Source organism: Mycoplasma miroungirhinis (genome assembly GCF_013008815.1).
GTDB lineage: Bacteria > Bacillota_I > Bacilli_A > Mycoplasmatales > Metamycoplasmataceae > Metamycoplasma > Metamycoplasma miroungirhinis.
The window spans coordinates 252,919-273,428 of sequence record NZ_CP053097.1 but is presented as its reverse complement, the minus strand read 5'-3'; the positions used below and the strand labels follow the sequence as shown (position 1 = coordinate 273,428).

The window sequence follows — 20,510 nt, the reverse complement described above, 5'->3', positions numbered from 1 at the left end:
TTTAAATTTTACTATATTTTGATTATTTTTTTATAAAAAAATCATTTTCTAAATTTTTTCTTTTTTTGTGCTTATTTATGTAATTTCTATAAAATTAATTATATGAAAATAAGTTTGATTTTTGTTATTTTAATTTTAATATTTTTAATTAGTTTGCTGACTTTTTTATGATTTACTTGAGTTTTTAATTACTATAAAAAATTTGGAATCGAAAAAATCATTTTAAAAACTAAAAAAAATGAAAAAACATTAAAATCTTTTACACAAACTTTATATCAATTTGAATTGTTCTCAAAAAATGATAATGATTTTAAAAAAATTTATGATGAATATGTTGCAATATACACAACATTTAAAGCAAAACATTCAAAATTAATGTTTTCAACTTCCACGTTGAAAAACACAATTTATTTTACTTTTAATAAAAAAATTTTAGCAATTTTAAAAGAATTAAAACAAATTGATAATAACTTACGTCAATTTCAAAAGGAAATTAAAGAGTTAAGTTTAATAGAAAGAGATATTAATTTATTTATCAAAAAACGCACAAAAAATACTGATTTAATTATTCATCATTCTCGTTTATTGTTTTCATTTTTTAGAAAATTAAGTAATTTTGTTAAATATAGTGAAAATAAATATGAATTTTTTAGTTCTGAAATAAAATTTTTAGAAACTGAATGAACTAATAATTATCTTTTTTTTCAAAATAATGAATTTACAAAAAATAGTAGTAATGTTAATTTTGCAAAATTAGAAAATCTAAATTTGATTTTATTAAATTATGCAAAAATTTTAAATGAAGCTTATGGATTAAAAATGTTTTTAGATTTTAAAATAAATGATTTTTTTAAAATAAAAAATAAATTAAAATTAGATTATTTTCAAAATTTTGTAAATCAATACGATATTGATAATAGATTACAGGAAATTGAGAATTTAATTAAAAATATTAAAAGTTTATTCGCAGAAAAACAATACTTAAAAAACTCAAAAAATATTAATAATTTATTTGCTGATGTTTTACAAAAAATCAATGAAATGATTCATCAATTTAATATCGAAGAAAAATCATATAAATATTTACAAAACACTAATTATAATAAAGATGATATTGAACATTTATTAAAGAATTTAGATGAACAAAAACAAGAAATACTTAAAAATTACCAATTTTTTCAAAAAAATAATCAACTAACAAATGCAATGGAACAAAACATTTTAAATTATAAAAGTTTAGAAAAAAATAATTTTTGAAATGATTTTTTGACTTTAATAAGTGAGAGACAATTTACCAATCAAAAAATGCTTTCTGAAATTTTATTTATAATTAAAGAAATAAATAATCAATTTAATATATTAAAAGATTTAAAAAATCAATTTTCACCATTAAATGATGTGATTTCAAAAATGAAAAAATATGAATTTAAATTTTTAGTAATGCAATCTGAAATCAAAATATTAAATCTTGAATTAACTGAAATTGAAATACAAAACATTGAAAATATTAAAAATTTTAATACTAAAATTAAGTTAAAAAATCAACAAAATCACTATGATTTTGAAACATTAAAAGAAGATATCGACAATTTTGTTGTGCAAATCCAAGCTCTCGAAGCATCAATTGGTTTGAAAATTGAATCTTATAAGCTATTTCAAATTTTTATTACTTTTTTTAATCGCTATAGAAGCAGTATGGAAGAAATTAATAATTTATGTTTAAATGCTGAAAAAAGTGTTGAATCAGGAAAATATTTTGAAGCTATTGATAAAATTTATAAACATATAGAAAGGCAAACTAACTAATGAAAAAAATCTTATTAAGATATGGTGAGTTAACTTTAAAAGGTAAAAATAGAATTAATTTTATAAAAGTATTAGAAAATAACTTAATAAAAAAGATGGAAGGTGAAGTAATTGTTACTTTTGATCGTGCTTTTATTAGTTTTACAGAAAATAATATTGAAAAATTAAAATATATTTTTGGCTTATCAAGTTTTAGCATAGTAGAAGAAATAGATACTTCATGAGAAAATATTGTAAATCGTGTATTAAACGAAGCAAAACAAACTAATTTTCAATCTTTTCGGATTCAAACTAAACGTTCAGATAAAAAATTTATGTATTCAAGTCAAGAAACTAATGAAAAATTAGGTGCAGTTATTTTAAAAACTTTTACAAACTCTTATGTTCAACTTAAAAATCCAGATTTAACTATATATGTTGAAATTAGAGCAAATAAATCTTTTGTTTTTTCAAATTACACTTACACCCGAGGAGGAATGCCTGTTGGAATAAGTGGTAAAACTTTACATTTAATGAGTGGAGGAATTGATAGTCCCGTTGCTGCTAATTTAATGCAAAAAAGAGGTTTAATTGTTGATTTTATAAATTTTATTACACCACCACATACTGATTATTTTACAACTAAAAAAGTTGAAGATTTAATTAATGAAATTACAAAATATCAATTAAAATCGACATTATTTCAAATTAATTACACAAAAGTTATGAATTATTTAGCTCTTGTTTCAAATCAAAAATACAAAATAACTTTAATGCGAAGAAGTTTTTACCGAATTGCAGAAGCTATTGCGAATAAATTTCATTATTTCGCATTATCAAACGGAGAAAATTTAGCCCAAGTTGCAAGTCAGACTTTAGAAAGTATAAATGTTATTCAAGAAGTTACTAATTTACCAATTTTTAGACCTTTAGTTAGTTTTGATAAAAACGATACAATCAAAATTGCAGAGCAAATTCATACCTATGAAATAAGTATTAGAAGAGCTTGTGAAACTTGTGAATTATTTGCACCAAAAGAACCAATTACTAAACCAAATTTACAAGAAGTTCTAAAATTAGAACAAGAATTACCAAGACTTAAAGAGCTAGAAACAGAAGCGATTGAAAATGTACAAATATTTCATTTTCATAATTAAAAATTAGACAAGGATAAATATGAAATTAATTAATTTACATGTTAATACAGTATTTTCTTTATTAGAATCAACTATTGAATTAGATACTCTTATTAAATGAGCAAAAGATAATGAATTAGAATATTTAGCAATTACTGAAAATAAAAATATGTTTTCATTTGCTCAATTTTGTATAAAAGCAAAAGAAAATAATATTAAAACAATTTATGGAATGCAAATAAAAACTTTTCAAGCAGCATCTCAATCTGAATTAATAGTTATTGCTAAAAATTTACAAGGTTTAAATGAATTATTTGAACTTAATTTTTATCAAAGTCAAAATGAATTAGTTTCACAAACATATTTAAAACAATTTCAAAATTTAATTTTTATTGATCATCCTACTCTAGGTTTATATGTCCAAACTAAATGTTTGTATTCTGATATTTCTACTTATATATCAATAAATTTATCAACGATTGAGCAATTAAAAATCGATTTAGATACAATTAATGATCAAAAATTTGTATATGTAAATGAAGGAAAAATTTTTGATCATTTTGATAATCAAACACTTCAAACATTAGAATGAATTAAAACACAAAATAAATTGAATCGATTTGTAGATATTTTAGTAGCTAATATTGAAACAAATGATGCAAGAATTCAAAAATTAATTAACTTTACTAATAATTTAGCTCAATCTCTTGCAATTGATGTACCAATTTCTAGTTTTAAAATGCCTGTTTATAAAAATAATGAAAATATTTCAAGTTTTGAATTTTTAAAGAAATTAGTTATTGAAAGTGCAAAAAATAAAATTAAAAAATTTGATTTAGATGAATATAAACAAAGATTAACTTATGAATTAAAAATTATTAAACAATTAGGATTTGAAGATTATTTTTTAATTATTTGAGATTTTATTAAATGAGCAAAACAAAATAATATTTCTATAGGTCCTGGACGGGGTTCAGCTGCTGGTTCTTTAATTAGTTACTTGTTAGGAATTACACAAATTGATCCTATTGAATATAATTTAGTTTTCGAAAGATTTTTAAATCCTAAACGTATTAGCTTACCAGATATAGATATTGATGTGCAAGATGATAAAAGACAAGATTTAATTAATTACTTAATTTCAAAATATGGAACTGAAAATGTTTCTTCAATTATTACTTTTTCAACATTAGGTTCAAAATCATCAATGCGTGATAGTGCTCGTAGTTATAATGTACCAATTCCGGCAATTGATCAATTAGCTAAAAAAATTCCCAATAATTTAAGATTAGAAGAAATTTATGAACAAGAATATGCTTTTCGTGAAGAAGTAAATAAATATAAAAATCCCCAAACTGGAGAAAATGATTTAAAAAATGCTTTTAATGAAGCTTGTCGGATTCAAGGTTTTTATCGCCAAACAGGAACACATGCTGCTGGAATTGTAATTTCAGATCAAAAAATTATTAAAAAATCACCAATTATGTTTGCAAATAATTATTTACAAACAGAAATCACAATGGATTATTTAGAAACATTTGGATTACTAAAAATTGATATTTTAGGTTTAAAAACTCTTTCAATTATTAACGATATTTTATTAGAAATTAAAAAACACACACCTGATTTTGATATCGATAATATACCTTTAAATGACGAAGAAACTTTTAGATTATTATCAGGAGGTAAAACAGCTGGTATTTTTCAATTAGAAAGTCCTGGAATGCGTAATACATTAATGAAAGTTAAAGTTACTGATTTTAATGATATTGCTGCAATTATTAGTTTATTTAGACCTGGACCTATGCAACATATTAAATCATATGCAAATAGAAAAAACCATAAAGAAGATATTCCTCAAATTGAAAAAAATTATGATCAAGTGTTAGAAAAAACTTATGGCATAATGATTTATCAAGAACAAGTATTAGAAATTGTCCAAAAAATCAGTAATATGGATTATGCAGAAGCTGATTTATTAAGAAGAGCAATTAGTAAGAAAAAAGCTGAAGAATTTTTAAAATTTAAAGAAATTTTTATAAAAAAAGCGATTGAAAATAATTATGATAAACAACTTGCACAAAATATTTTTGGAAACATCGAAAGTTTTGCATCATATGGTTTTAATAAATCACATGCTGTTAGTTATTCACTTATTACTTATCGAATGGCTTATTTAAAAACTCATTTTCCACTAGAATTTTATAATGCAATCATTTCATCTTCGATAAATAGTTATGAAGATTTAAATAAATATATTTCCGAAGCACAGGAACTAGGAATTTCAATCATAAGTCCAACAATCAATGATTCAGAACTTAAATCTATTATCAAAAATAAAAAAATTTATTTACCTTTAACAATGATTAAAGGTTTTGGTAAAGTCGGTGCAGAAAATATTGTTAATGAAAGAAATAAAAATGGAATTTTTAAAAATATTTTAGAAGCATTTTTACGTTTAAGATCAGTTTCTATCGGAGAAAGTACTTTAAAAATTTTAATTAAGGCAAGTTTATTTAGAGAATTTGAAAATCAAGTTTCAATATTAAATAGTTTAGAAAATTCTACTGCTTTTAAATTAGAATTATTTAATGGTTATAATGTCAAATCAAAAACAATTAATTGAGAACAAATTAACTGAAATATTAAACCAATACATTATGATTATGATTATGAATTTGAATCTAAAAATGAAATATTATATTTAGGTAATATTTATAATTCTTCCTTAACAAAGCAATTTGAATCTGAAACAAAATTAGTTGATATTCATGCTGGTACTGAACATAAAATTGCAGTTTATATAAAGGATGCTATTGTTAAAACTACAAAAAACAATAAAGCATATACAGTTGTAAATTTATTTGATAGTAGTGCTTCTATTCAAGTTATTATTTGAAATAATTCTCCTATCAAAGAATATGTAGGAAAAATTATTTATGTTGATATATTAAAAAAACAAGATTTAACTTGACAAATTAAAGGTTGAAAGGAAATCTAAAGATAATTTAAATATTATTAAATAGGAGTTTTGTAATGGAAGAAAGAAAAGTTAATAAAATGTCGCAAAATGAAAAAATGATTTACTTGATTTAACATTTAGAAATAAATCATTAAATTACAATTTACAAACAACAAAAAGTGCAACAAAATTACAAATAATTAGTCCTAATATCCAAAATTTATTAAAACTAATTAATGAAAAAAAATCAGTGGAAATTACCAATGTAATTTTAGAAGAAGAACAAAAAGACGAAAAATCAATTTTACGAGTTTATACAAATGATGAAATTCTAAGCAAAATTAATGAATTTCATTCAAAAATGTTTTATTCTAATTTAAATTGAATAGATCAGTTGTTAATTTTAAAGAAAATTAATAAAAAATATCTTGATTTCATCGATGAATATTCAATTAATACATTATTTTTAGTAATTGGTTTTTTAAAATGAAAAGATTCAACTGATAGTGATGAAATTTTTTATTCACCATTAGCTTTTGTGCAGACTAAACTAATTTCCAAAAATACAAATAAAAATTTTTATTGTAGTTTCGATGAAGAATCTATTTTGACTCCTAATTTTACTTTGTTAAGTAAATTACAATTTAATTATGGAATTAAATTTGATTTTGATGAATTTGATCAACTTGAAAATGATATCGATAAATTTAATTTTATTAAGGCATTTTTAGAAAATAATTTTCAAGATAATCAATGAGATTTTGTTGATAATGTTTATTTAGATACATTTAGTTTTTCTAAAATTAATATGTATGCAGATTTAGAACAAAATGAACAAAAAATTACTGAAAATGAGTTCATTAAGTCCATTTCTAATGAAGAAGTAGAAACTAAAGTTTATGATTTAATTACTGAATTTAATGTTGAAAACAAAATCGATATTAATGAGTATTATCATATTTTAGATTCAGATTCTTCACAAGAAGTAGCAATTCAAAGTGCAATACAAGGGGAAAGTTTTATTTTACAAGGTCCTCCTGGTACTGGTAAATCACATACCATTACAAACATAATTACAGAGCTTTTAGCAAGAAACAAAAAAATTCTTTTTTGTATCAGAAAAAAAGGCTGCTTTAGATGTTGTTTATAATAATTTAAATAAAATTGACTTAGCAGATTATGCAATTCCTATTCATAGTATAAATTTAGATAAAAAGCAAGTTTTAAAAAATTTATATGATTCGCTTTCAAAAGGTGAAAATCAATTAGTTATTGATCAAAACATTTCAGAAGATTTAACTAATAAGTATCAAAAAACAGTAAATTATTTAAAAAAATATGGTGAAGAATTATTAAAAAATCGGAAACCATTAAATATGAGTTTATATAAACTTATTGGAATTTATTTTAGTATACCTGTTCAAAATGAGTTAATATTTTCATTACCTAATTTATCACTATTTAATGCAGAAGTATTATCTGATTTAAAGATTATTATTAATGAAATTGAAGATTATTGTAAATATTTTAGCTTTAAAGTTCAAGAAAATCCATGATGAGGAAGTAAATGAATTAATATCAATCAAAGTCAAAAAGAAGACATTATTTTGAAATTAAAATCCCTTACTTCTTTAGCTTATGATGTTTATGATAATATTTTAAATGTTCATACATCAATTACTTTCAATGACCAAAAATTTGCATTAAATGTTAAATATTTAAAAGAAATATTTCAAAAAATTCTTGTACAAAAAATAAAAATTAATTCTGAAATTTTTAAGATTAATGATTTTGATAAAGAAATTAAAGATTATCAATATACTATTGATAAATTTAAGACAAAAATTGAACTTGAAGATAAAATTAAAAATGTGTTTAATTTAGAAATTTTAAAAGAAGATCTTAAAAAATTTAAAGAATTTTATTTAGAATCAGTTGATAAAAAAATCAAAATATTTAATTCTAAATGATCTTTTGTAAAATCTATAATAAAAAAATATTCTCTTATTAAAAATAAAACTGAAATTCAACAAAATATTTATTTATTATTTAATTATTATGATATTAAAAGTGAACTAGATTATGTTTTAAATAATATGGAATATAAATTAAAAAATATTGATTTAGATATTTTAAATAATACAAAACAATCAATTGATTTAGCATATACGATAGTAAAATTCAACACCATTGCTAATTTTGTTATAGATATAAATAAATTAATTCCAATAATAAATTTAGATATTAGATATCCAAATGAAATACAAGAAACATTAACAAAAATAAATCTATTTTTAAGTAATTTTGAGTATATTTCTTCAAATTTTGATGAAAATATTATTAATTTCGAAATCTTATCTATCCCTCAATTAAATTTAAAAATTAATAATTTAATTACTTATGAAAAAGATTTAAATAATATGACAAGAATCAATAATTCTATTTTTAAATCATATAATTTAGGCTTAAAAAATTTTATTGATGTTTTATTTAGTTCAAATATGAAAAAATCATTTTATGATGTCTTTTTAAAACGTTTTTATAAAATGCTTATTGATAATATTATTCAAACTTATTTACCAGAATTTAATGACTCAAATCTAGAAACATTTAGAAATATATTCAATAGTATAGAAATAGAAATTAAAAAATTAGCAAAAGCAAAAATTGAATCTAATTTATTAAAAAATATTCCTAGTACAGTTGGTTTAAATAGTCAAAACATAGAAATTAAAATTCTTAAATCTGAAGCTAATAAATCAAGAAATATTATGCCTTTTAAGAAATTATTTGAAAAAATTCCTAATTTATTATTAAATTTAAAACCTTGTTTAATGATGTCTCCTTTGTCTGTTAGTGCATATTTAAAAGATAGTGATATTATTTTTGATACTGTTATTTTCGATGAGGCTTCACAAGTTAGACCTGAAACTGCAATTGGAGCAATTTCTAGAGCTAAACAAATTATTATTGTTGGTGATACTGAACAATTACCTCCAACAAATTTCTTTAATACTATTGACCAAGAATTTAATGATGAAGATGTAAGTGATGATATTTCTATAAAAGGTTTTGATTCAATTTTAAGTATGGCAAATATTGCTCTTAAAACTATTAAATTAAAATGACATTATCGTTCATTGTTTGAAGAATTAATTTATCCTTCTAATCAAGAAATTTATAATAATTTAATTACTTTCCCTTCCAAAATTAAACCTCAAGCATTTGAAGGAATAAATAAAATATATGTTGAAGGATATTTTATTGATCGTCGTAATGAAATAGAAGCTTCGAAAGTAGTTGAAACAATTAAAACGATAATTGATACTTATGGTCTAAATAGTAGTGTAGGTGTTGTTACTTTTAACCAAGAACAAGAAATGTTAATTGAGAAAAAAATCGACAAATTTAAACAAAAATACCCTCAATATAGTTCATTTTTTGATCGAAATAAACAAGATCCATTTTTTATTAAAAACATTGAAACAGTTCAAGGTGATGAAAAAGAATTTATTATCATAAGTACAGTTTATGGTCCTTATTCAACTGGTAAAATTCATATGAGATTTGGTCCTATTAATCAAGAAAATGGTTATAAAAGATTAAATGTAGCATTTACCAGAGCAAAACGAGGAACAATTTTAGTTTCATCATTAAAATACGAAGATATTGATTTAAATCGTAGTGAATCAAGAGGTATTAAGTTTTTAAAAGATTATTTTTGAATAGCTGAATTTGGTATTAATAAATTAATTGATAAAAAAAATAATAATTACCAATTTGATTCTTATTTTGAAAAAGAAGTATATCAAGAATTAGCTAAAATAGGTTATAAAGTTCATACTCAAGTTGGAAGTTCAGGTTATCGTATTGATTTAGCTATCGAAGATCCTAAAAATCCTAATAGTTTTTTATTAGGAATAGAATGTGATGGAGCATCTTATCATTCTTCAAAAACAGCAAGAGATAGAGATAGATTACGTCAAGAAGTTTTAGAAAAACGTGGTTGAAAAATTCATAGAATCTGATCTACTGATTGATTTAATAATAAACAAAATCAAATTAACAAACTACAAAATGTAATAAAAGATATTAAAACAGCTAATGTAAAAAAATCTTCAGATAACAATAATAATTTATTTAACAGTGAGCAACAATTATTTAAAATAGTAAAAAAACAAGAAATAAAAATAGATTTTTTAGAAAATTATGAATTTAATGAAGATTTTTTAAAAAAACATTTCTTACATATGAATAGTTCTTTTAATGATGTTTATTTAGTTATTAAAAAAGTAATTATTGAACTAAAAGTAGTTCATCTAGATGATATTAGCAAATTACTTAATGATGCTTTACATATTCGTTCAAGTTCTACTTATTTTAAAAAATACTTTAATTTAATTTTAAAAAATTTAATAAATGAAGATTTTAAATTAGATGATAAATTTTTAATTTCTAATCAAATTCATGAAAATGATATTCAATTTAAATTTGGTCTAAAAAGACCACTTGATAAAATCCATTATTTTGAATTTGTTAATCTAATAGTACAAATTGTAAAAAGTGTAAAATTAATTAATTTAGAATCTTTAATGAAAACATTAAAGTCTTATTTACTTTATACATCATTTTCATCAAAAGCTAAAGACACATTACTAAAGATTATTCAAAAATTAGTTGATGATAAATTTATTGAATATAATCAACAAACTCAAATTTTTTATATAAATTAATATGAATAAAATATCAAGTGCAACTTTGCATTTGTATTTTTAATAAATTTATATTAAGGTTTAACTATTTATTAATATGAATAATAGATAATTATTAAAATAATTTAATATATAAACTACATTGGTAAAATTATTTATAGATAAAACATTAAAGGAAAGATATGAAAAAAAGAGTTATTATTATCGATGGAACATATTTAGTTTTTAAAAGTTATTATGGAACATTATATTCAAAACAAAAATTAGAAACTAAAACTGGAATTAAAACTAATGCGATTGTAGGTTTTTTTAATACTGTATTTAAATTAATAAAAGATTATCATCCAGATCAAATTTTCTTTTGTTTTGATGCAAAAGGTAAAACTTTTCGTCACGAAGAATATTTAGAATATAAGCAACAAAGACAAAAAGCACCAGAAGATTTTTATACACAATTTTTAATTATAAAAGATCTATTACCTGAACTAAATTTGCAAAGTTTTGAACAAATTGGATTTGAAGCTGATGATATAGTTGCTTCCATAACTTCAAAATTAAAAGAAAATACTGAAATAATCATATATTCTGCTGATCAAGATTTAAATCAATTAATTGATATTAATGTCAAAATTTTAAAACCTAAAAATAGTAAATTAATCGAAGTAAATAATGATAACTTTTTTGAAATTTATAATTTTTATCCTTGACAAGTGGTTGATTATAAATCAATTGTCGGAGATAGTTCAGATAATTTTAAAGGGATTAAAGGTATTGGACCTAAAACTGCAATTAAATTACTTGAAAAATATCGTAATGTCGAAAATATTTATGCAAATATTAATTTAATAGAAAAAAACATTCAAACTAAATTTTTAGATTATCAAGATAATTTAAAAAGAGATAAATATTTAGCACAATTAAGATATGATGTTCCTTTTGAAAATATAGATGTACTATATTCATTTTTAAATGTCAAAATATCAAATAATGGTCTTATAAGATTAAAAGAATTAGAACTTTTCAAAATCACTGAAAATTTAAAAAAATTAGAGGTAAATTAATGATAGCAATCATAGGAAAAAGTGGAGTTGGTAAGTCGACATTTTTACATTTTCTAGAAAAGCAAGGTTATAAGATTTTAATTGTGGATGATTTAGTAAAAAAACTCTATCAAAATGGAAATGAAGGTTATAAATTAATACAAAATCATTTAGGTTCTGATTTTGTTAATGAAACAGAAGTTGATAAAAAAGCACTTGTAGATAGAATTTTTTTACAACCGGAGTTTATTAATAAAATTGAATTATTAATTTTTCCATTAATTGAAAAGCATTTAGAAAATAATTTTTATGATTTTGTAGAAATACCAATTTTATACAAAAAAAATGGTAATTTTAGACGCTTTTTTTCCAAAGTTATTTGTATTGATATTCCCGAAAAAAGAAGGGTAAAAAACTTACAGATAAGAAATGTAAATAACAAGAATAAAATTATAATTGATACTTTAAATAAGTACTTTTTGGATGATAAAATTGTAAATATTTACTGCTATAAAGTTTTATCTCGAAACTTTTTTAAAAAATTCTTTAAAATTTATTTTTCTTAAGTTTAAAATTAAAGTATCAAAAACGAAAAATTCAAAATTACTAATTAGATTAGAGGTGTTGTATATGTTGTACAATAATTTTTATATTGAAAAAAATTATTACATAAATGAATCAGATTTAGAAAATATTCGTATTTTATACACACCTATTATCGGTATTGAATCTGTTGCTCTTTACCATTATTTTTTAGATGAATTTAATTTAGTAGACAATCCTAGATTTCAATTTTCATTTAAAGAAATTACTAAACATTTAAATTGTGATATTGATATTTTACATGATGCAAAAGATAAATTAGAAGCTGTAGGTTTAATTAAATGTTATGAATCACCTTTATTTAAAAATGCAATTATTTCAATAAATAAACCTTTGGCATTAAAACAATTTCAGCAATCGTTATTAGCAAAACAACTATTTAAATTAATCGGTGAAAAAAAATATGAAAAAATATTTTTTTCTCAACAATTATTTACTTTAAATAAAGAGGAATATATTAATAATTCGAAAAAATATACTGATTTATTTGAACTAAAAGATAATAAAAATACAGATTTAGAAAGAATTAATAATGAAATGGAAAAAGCACAAAATATTAATATAAATATAAATAGTGTAAATGTTTTAAAACCTGAACAATTTATAAAACAACAAACAAATAAAGAAGTCACAGTTTTACAAAAAAAAATGATTGAAAATTTAATTAATTTAGGATTTTTAGATGAACAAATTAATTTATTTATTGATTTTTCATTAAAAGTAAACGATCAGATTGTTATAAATTACATAGAAACTATAGCAAATGATTATGCTAAAAAAAATATAATGTTAACTAATGATATTAAAAAAGAATTAGATGTAATAATTGAAATAAAAAACTATTCTAAAACTAAACAAAATATAAGTAATTTATATTAGAATGGAAAATAAATGAACAATGTATCTATAAAAGAAATAAAAATTAATCTCAATACTTCAAAAAGCAAATTAAATAAAATTCATCAAGAAGTATTTGAAAATGAAGAAATACAAAGTATTATTAAAAAATTAAATATGTCTAATCAACAAATTCAAGATGGAATGAATTTATTACATAAATATTTTATTTATGTTAATAAATATCAAAAAAAACCAAATTGAGAACTAATAATAAATAGTTATGGATTTTTAGATATTGATTTTAGCAATCAACCTTGATTTAAAAAACAACAAATTTTAGATAAATTTTGATTTTCAAATATAACTAACATTGAAAAAGATATTAATAATTTTTTAAATAATAAAATTAAAAAAACAGAAGCTTTAAAAAAAACAATTGATACCTTTAAACAATATGGTGACATAAAAAAATTGATAGATGATCATTTGAAATTAAAATCTACAAAAAGCTTATTTATTGTCAATGATGACTTAGTGAATGTAAATTATTCATTAAAATATTTAGCTTTTTTAATAGCAGATAAAGGACATACTGTTGCATTTTTAGATTTAAATGATTTATATAATTTTTCTAGCAATCAAGGTTATAAAATAAAAGATTCTATTTTTCCACTTTTAGAAGATGTTGATTATTTATTTTATACAGGTTTAGGATTAGCAAATAAACCAATGTGATTTTTTCAAGAATATATTTTAAATGTTTTAATAAATCGAACCCAAAACCATAAAATGACTTATATTTTTAGTTTTGTTGATATAGAAAGTAAATCATATCAATTAGTTAACAATTTAAATAATTTTGATAAAAATACTATAAAAAATTTAAAAAATATTTTTATTAAATTAGTTAAAGAAAATTTTGATATATTAAAAAAATAATTTTTTTAATTTTTCAATTAAAATCATTATATAGATAGCTGATGAAAGGATAAATATGAAAAAAACAAAAAAAATAGCGATTAATGGTTTTGGAAGAATCGGAAGATTAGTATTTAGAGATATTTTCGAAGATAAAAATATTGAAATAGTTGCAATTAATGATTTAACTAGTTCTCAAACATTAGCGCATTTATTAAAATATGATACAGCACATAAACAATTTAATCATGATATAAAATATAATGAAAATAATATTATTGTAGATGGAAAAGAAATTCCTATTTTTAGTGAAAAAGATCCTAAAAATTTACCATGAAAATCACTTGATGTTGATGTTGTAGTAGAAGCAACTGGTCGTTATACAACAGAAGAAGGAGCTTCTTTCCATTTAGAGGCAGGTGCTAAAAAAGTTATTATTACTGCACCAGCAAAAGGTTCAAAAAATATTAAAACTATTGTATATTCAGTAAATGAACATATTTTAACAAATGAAGATAAAATTATTAGCACTGCTTCATGTACTACAAATTGTTTAGCACCTATTGCAAATGTTTTACATAAAGAATATAAAATTAAAAAAGGTTATATGACAACAGTTCATGCTTATACCGCTGATCAAAATATTCAAGATGGACCACACCGTGATTTACGTAGAGCTAGAGCAGCTGCAATGAATATTGTTCCAACAACAACAGGAGCAGCAAAAGCAATTGGTTTAGTAATTCCTGAACTAGCAGGTAAAATGGATGGAATTGCATTAAGAGTTCCTACTGTCACTGGTTCAATTGTTGATTTAACATTAGAATTTGAAAAAACACCAACTGTTCAAGAAATTAATGAATTAATGAAAAAAAATGCTTCTGAATCACTGATTTTCACTGATGAACCTATAGTTTCAAGTGATATTATCGGATCACATGGAGCATGATTTGATTCACTACTTACAAATGTTATTGAAGTAGATGGAAAGAAAATCTATAAAGTATTTGGTTGATACGATAATGAACAAGGTTTTGTAAGTCAATACGTTAGAGTACTAAAATATGTTTTAAATTTAAAATAATAAAATCTAAGAGATATGTATATCTCTTTTTTTATCTTTATTTATGTGGTAAAATTACAATAAGTTATTAAGGAGAAAAATTGACTAATAATACTTATAAAGCTTTATACAGACAATATCGACCAAAAAATTTTATAGAAATAAAAGGTCAAGAGCATATCGTTCAAACATTAAAAAATATTATTTTAAGTAACAAAGTTTCACATGCTTATTTATTTAGTGGTCCTAGAGGAACTGGTAAAACATCTATTGCTAAAATTTTTTCTTCTACTTTAAATTGTTCACATCGAGATTTAAATAGTATTCAAGCTTGTGAGCAATGTTCAAAAAATGTAGATAATAATTTAGATATAATTGAAATTGATGCTGCATCTAATACTGGTATAGATGATATTAGAAACTTAAAAGAAAATATTAAAAATTTACCTACTAATTCTAAATATAAAATTTATATTATAGATGAAGTTCATATGTTATCTAAATCTGCATGAAATGCACTTTTAAAAACAATAGAAGAACCACCATTACATGTAATTTTTATTTTAGCAACTACCGATCCTCAAAAAATTCCTTTAACAGTTTTAAGTCGGGTACAAAGATTTAATTTTAAAAAAATTGAAAATAAATTTATTATTGAACAACTTAAATATGTTTATGAAAAGGAAAATATTGAATTTGAAGAAGATGCAATAAAATTATTATCTAAATTAAGTAATGGTTTAATGCGTGATGCATTAACTATGGCTGATCAAGTATCCATTTTTAGTGATTCTAAGAAAGTTACAAAAAAAGATGTGGAAATGATTTTTGGTTTAACTTCTAATGAAACAATAATAAAATTGTTAAATTTTGTTTTTTATAAATCATTAAATGAAACATTAAAATATAATGAAAATATTTTTGATAATGGAATAGATACTGAATTATTAATTGTTCATATTTTAGATATATTAAAAGATTTAATAATTTATAAACAAACAAAAGATTTTACACTTTTAATTAATTTACAACCATCTGAAATTGAAAAGTTAGATTTAGATATAACAAATTCATATTTAATATTAGAACATTTTATTAAACTTCTAAAAGATGTTAAATATTCAGATACACCAAAACAACAATTTGAAATTTCATTAATTAAACTATATAGTGAAATTCATAAAGATGTTGTTGAGGATGCAAACGATAATAAAAATATTATAAACCACGTTAATAATACAAAAACTCAGCCACAACAACAAACTGAAATACCTAAAAATGATAATTTGAATGATTTTTTAGAATTTGAAGATAATAAACAAAATATTAAAAATATAGCTACAAACAATAGTATTGAAGACAATTGAACTGGATTAGAAGAAAATATTTCATTAAATGAATTAAATTCACAACTTAAAAATGAACATATAAATTCAATTCCACTAGTTGAAGAAAATCTAAACAATATTAATAATTTAAATATTCCAGTTGTTGATCAACAAGTTGAACATAATCAAATAAAACAAATAAATTCTTCAAATTCCTATGCAAAAAATATTAATAAATTTTTACCCATTGATGATTTGGCAAATGATACTATAATTAATGAACAGCAAACTAATCAAAAAATTAATTCTATTTTATATAATACACAAGAATTTGTAACTATACAAAATGATTTAACTAGTGAACAGGAAATAGTTCAAGATAGTATTTTAAATCAAGAAGAATCTGATGATGTAATTACTGTGTCTGATATTTTTGATGAACAAAATGATTATGATGAAAAATCTCATTTCTTAGAATCAATTCAAGAACCAAAAGAAATTGAAATTGATGACATTATTAATATGATGTTAATAAGTCAAAAAGAAAAACATGAAGTAAATAATACAAATTGATCAGTTATATATAAAAGTAATATTTTAAAAAGTCTAGACACTGATAATAATCCTGCTTATGATAATTATAAAAAACTATTTTCAAATATAAAATTAGTCTTATCATCTGAAAAATTCATTATTTTTCTAGCAGATTATCAAAGTATAATTAATACTTATTTACAATATTTAGAAGAATTTGAATTTTATGAATATATTAAATCGGTATTTTCAAAAGAAATTTGTATTTTTGTAGTTAATAGAAATAAATTAGAAAAAGCTAGTCAGTATTGAAGAGAAAATCGAAATGAAATTTCACAGAGAAAAATAACCCCTGTAAGTTGTAATATAAATAAAAAAATTAATGATAATAAACAAAATAATCTCAAAAAATCACAAGAAATATTTGGCGATATGTTAAAAATAAAAAAATAGGAGTCAATATGAATATACAAGAAATGTTAAAACAAGCAAAAAAAATGCAAAATGAAATGGAAATAAAAGAAAAAGAAATAGCTAAAAAAGAATTTGTAGTTGAAAAAATGGGAATTACACTAACTGTTTTAGGTTCAAGAAAATTAAAATCAATTAAAATAAATAATGCATTAATTGATCCAGATGATCCTGAAACATTAGAAGATTTAATTATTGTTGCATTTAATGATGCAATGGAAACTATTGATAATGCTTATGATGAAATAACAAAATCATTACCACAAGGAAATTTACCATTTTAATGAATGATGAATTACATAACCAGTTGCTAAAACTTTTAAAAGACATACCAGGAATAACGACCAAACAAGCTGAAAAAATCATTTATTTTATTTTATTTTCTGATCAAACATATGTAAATAATTTAACTAATGTTTTACAAATTTTTAAACAAATGCATAAAAAATGCAAAATTTGTAATAATTTTGATAAATCAGAAATTTGTCATATTTGTGAAAAAAGAAACAATGCAAATAAGTTATTAGTTGTATTAAAAGCAGAAGATATTCAAAAATTTGAAGATCTTGATTTTTTTAATGGTAAATATTTTGTAATTGAAAGATTAATAAATCCTGTTAAAAAAATATTTATTGATCAAAAAAATATTGAATTGTTTTTATTATCAATAGAAAATGTAAATGAAATTATATTAGCATTACCAAGTAATCTTGAAGGACAAATGACAATGCAATATTTAAAATCACTTGTTAATGATAAAACTAAAAAAATATATCAATTAAGTACTGGAATACCTGTCGGGGCTAGCGTTGATTTTATGGATCCTATTACCTTAGTTCAATCACTAAAAAATAAAATCGAAATTTAGGAGAAAATATGCAAAGAGCAAAGTTTATAACGTTTGAAGGTATGGATGGTAGTGGAAAAACTACTATAATAAGTAAATTAAAAGAAAAATTTATTGAAGAAAATATCATTAATAATTTTATTTTTACTCGTGAACCTGGAAGTTCTAAAAGTACTGAAGCTGAAAAAATAAGAAATTTTATTTTAGATAATGATAATAATTTAAGTCCCGCTGTAGAAGCTCTTTTATTTGCTGCAAGTAGAAGAATTAATCTCGAAAAAGCAATTTGACCTGCATTAGAAAATAATAAAATTGTCATTAGTGATAGATATTACCACTCTTCTTTAATTTATCAAGGTTTTTTAGGTGGTGTAGGAATTGAGCAAGTAAGAGAAATTAATATGGTAGCCACAAATTACACAATACCTGATTTAATTATCTTTTTTGATTTAAAACCAGAAATATCTTTAAAACGAATAACAGAAAATCGTCTTGTATTAGATCGAATGGAAACAATTGATTTAGAATATTATAAAAAATTGTATGAAGGTTATAAAAAATTAATTGATTATGAACCTGATAGATTTGTGATTATTGATGCATCACAATCTATTGAAAATGTTTTAAATGACGTTTTAAATGTTTTTAAAAAGCGAGTTTTATAAATGCATAATAATTATTTTTATGAATTAATAAATAATTCTTTTCAAAAAAATAAACCATTTCAATCAATTATTTTTTCATCACATCCGAATTTTAAAATTGATAAATATATTTTATATTATATAAATAAATTACAAAATTCTCAATTTACTGATTTTAAACAACTAAATAAACAAGTTAATATTCAAATTTTAGGCGATAATGATTCCTTAAATAAGGATAATCTAATATCTTCTATTAACGATACATTTTTTACAATGAATAAAAATGTAAAAAATATTTTAATTATAAAAAATATTGAAAATGGTTCCAATCAAGCAATTAATGCATTATTAAAATATTTAGAAACTTTAGCAAATAATATTTTTGTTTTAATAACCACAAATAATAAATACAAAGTTTTAAAAACAATTCTTTCAAGAAGCATAATTATTAATTTTGATCAAGAAACTACACACGAATTTGATAATTATTTATCTAAATTAAATACTCCTTTAATTCATTTTTATCAAACTATTACAAATGATATTGAGATTTTTAATAATTTATATTCATTAGAAACGGAAAATATTTTAAAAGATATTTTAAAATCTATTAATCAATCAACATCATTTATAAATATCTTAATAACACAAATGAATGTTGAAAATAGTTTTTTAATTTTACAATTTTTAAACTATGTTTTTTTAAATATTTATTATTTACAAAACAATGTTAATGAAAATCAAATCGATAAATTAATAACTACTAAATCTCCTAAAAATATAATAAATATTTTAAATTTAATTAATGAATATAAAACCATAATTAATAACAATAATTACAATTTTACGATCCAAAAATCAGCTTTTATTTTACAATTAAGGAATTTATATGACTAAGTTATATATTATAGGTACACCAATAGGAAATTTAAAAGATATTACTTTTAGAGCAATTGAAACATTACAAAATGTTGATCTTATTTTATGTGAAGATACAAGAAATTCAAAAATATTACTAGATTTTTATAATATAAAAAAACCTCTTATATCATATCATAATTTTAATGAAGAAACTATGTCTAATAAAGTTATTGATTTGATTAAAAATGAAAATAAAACAATTGCATTAATTTCTGATGCAGGTATGCCTGTAATTAGTGATCCTGGATTTTATTTAATCAAAAAATGTTATGAAAATGAGATAGATTTTGATATTATAAGTGGACCTACTGCACTTATTCATGCAATAATAAAAGCTAATTTTGCTAGTCAATTTACTTTTTTAGGATTTTTAAAAGATAAAAGTGAACAAAGAAAAAATCAACTAAAAAAACTTGATTATGGTGTTTATGTAGCTTATATTTCTCCACATAAATTACTTAAATCACTAACTGATTTTGATGAAGTTTTTAATGAGACAGATTATAAAATTTTTTTAATAAAAGAAATGACTAAAAAATTTGAAACCTTTTATACAGGAACAGCACAAGAAATAATAAAGCAATTAAATAACAACATAAAAGGTGAATTTGTTATTGTTTTTAATCTTAAAAAAACAAAACATCTAAAAATTAATAAATACGAAAAATTTTCAAAAGTAAATAATAATATTTAAAAAAATATG

The 20,510-nt window shown here is 21.1% G+C and carries 16 protein-coding genes; all 16 read left to right on the top strand.

Going from position 1 to position 20,510, the window contains the following annotated elements:
* The first annotated feature begins 102 nt into the window (after window positions 1–102).
* The 16 genes from HLA92_RS01380 to rsmI all read left to right on the top strand — a co-directional run bounded on the left by HLA92_RS01380 (window position 103) and on the right by rsmI (window position 20,501).
* Complete coding sequence (locus tag HLA92_RS01380) at window positions 103–1,806, top strand: hypothetical protein (protein WP_171112789.1); 1,704 nt, start codon at window positions 103–105, stop codon at window positions 1,804–1,806.
* Window positions 1,806–2,942, top strand: a complete 1,137-nt coding sequence (gene thiI / locus HLA92_RS01375) for a tRNA uracil 4-sulfurtransferase ThiI (protein WP_171112787.1) — start codon at window positions 1,806–1,808, stop codon at window positions 2,940–2,942. Before HLA92_RS01380 ends, thiI begins: the two co-directional genes overlap by 1 nt.
* A gap of 19 nt (window positions 2,943–2,961) precedes the next feature.
* Entirely contained in the window at window positions 2,962–5,922 is a 2,961-nt protein-coding gene (gene dnaE / locus HLA92_RS01370; protein WP_171112785.1) for a DNA polymerase III subunit alpha, read from the top strand.
* Window positions 5,923–6,004: 82 nt separating this feature from the next.
* A complete protein-coding gene (locus HLA92_RS01365; RefSeq protein WP_336508851.1) occupies window positions 6,005–7,033 on the top strand; it encodes a DUF4011 domain-containing protein in 1,029 nt (342 codons plus the stop codon).
* Between the two features lie 226 nt (window positions 7,034–7,259).
* Complete coding sequence (locus HLA92_RS01360) at window positions 7,260–10,616, top strand: AAA domain-containing protein (RefSeq protein ID WP_171112780.1); 3,357 nt, start codon at window positions 7,260–7,262, stop codon at window positions 10,614–10,616.
* A 161-nt stretch (window positions 10,617–10,777) separates the two neighbouring features.
* Complete coding sequence (locus HLA92_RS01355; RefSeq protein ID WP_171112778.1) at window positions 10,778–11,656, top strand: 5'-3' exonuclease; 879 nt, start codon at window positions 10,778–10,780, stop codon at window positions 11,654–11,656.
* Window positions 11,656–12,201: a dephospho-CoA kinase gene (gene coaE, locus HLA92_RS01350; protein ID WP_171112776.1), complete on the top strand. Its 546-nt coding sequence runs from the start codon at window positions 11,656–11,658 to the stop codon at window positions 12,199–12,201. Before HLA92_RS01355 ends, coaE begins: the two co-directional genes overlap by 1 nt.
* Window positions 12,202–12,265: 64 nt before the next feature.
* Window positions 12,266–13,117, top strand: a complete 852-nt coding sequence (locus HLA92_RS01345; protein WP_171112774.1) for a DnaD domain protein — start codon at window positions 12,266–12,268, stop codon at window positions 13,115–13,117.
* A 12-nt stretch (window positions 13,118–13,129) separates the two neighbouring features.
* Window positions 13,130–14,017, top strand: coding sequence for a hypothetical protein (locus HLA92_RS01340; RefSeq protein WP_171112773.1), 888 nt, complete (start codon window positions 13,130–13,132; stop codon window positions 14,015–14,017).
* Between the two features lie 55 nt (window positions 14,018–14,072).
* Entirely contained in the window at window positions 14,073–15,080 is a 1,008-nt protein-coding gene (gene gap, locus HLA92_RS01335) for a type I glyceraldehyde-3-phosphate dehydrogenase (protein WP_171112770.1), read from the top strand.
* 80 nt (window positions 15,081–15,160) lie between these two features.
* The gene (gene dnaX, locus HLA92_RS01330; protein ID WP_171112768.1) at window positions 15,161–17,374 is read left to right on the top strand and encodes a DNA polymerase III subunit gamma/tau; all 2,214 of its coding nucleotides are present in this window, start codon (window positions 15,161–15,163) and stop codon (window positions 17,372–17,374) included.
* 8 nt (window positions 17,375–17,382) lie between these two features.
* Window positions 17,383–17,676, top strand: a complete 294-nt coding sequence (locus HLA92_RS01325; protein ID WP_171112766.1) for a YbaB/EbfC family nucleoid-associated protein — start codon at window positions 17,383–17,385, stop codon at window positions 17,674–17,676.
* Window positions 17,676–18,260: a toprim domain-containing protein gene (locus HLA92_RS01320; protein WP_171112764.1), complete on the top strand. Its 585-nt coding sequence runs from the start codon at window positions 17,676–17,678 to the stop codon at window positions 18,258–18,260. Before HLA92_RS01325 ends, HLA92_RS01320 begins: the two co-directional genes overlap by 1 nt.
* 8 nt (window positions 18,261–18,268) lie before the next feature.
* The gene (tmk, locus tag HLA92_RS01315) at window positions 18,269–18,904 is read left to right on the top strand and encodes a dTMP kinase (protein WP_171112761.1); all 636 of its coding nucleotides are present in this window, start codon (window positions 18,269–18,271) and stop codon (window positions 18,902–18,904) included.
* The gene (locus HLA92_RS01310; protein ID WP_171112759.1) at window positions 18,905–19,783 is read left to right on the top strand and encodes a hypothetical protein; all 879 of its coding nucleotides are present in this window, start codon (window positions 18,905–18,907) and stop codon (window positions 19,781–19,783) included.
* Window positions 19,776–20,501 carry a 16S rRNA (cytidine(1402)-2'-O)-methyltransferase gene (gene rsmI / locus HLA92_RS01305; protein ID WP_171112757.1) on the top strand — a complete coding sequence of 242 codons (726 nt, stop codon included), beginning with the start codon at window positions 19,776–19,778 and terminating at the stop codon, window positions 20,499–20,501. The genes HLA92_RS01310 and rsmI overlap by 8 nt, the downstream gene beginning before the upstream one ends.
* The last annotated feature ends 9 nt before the right edge of the window (window positions 20,502–20,510 follow it).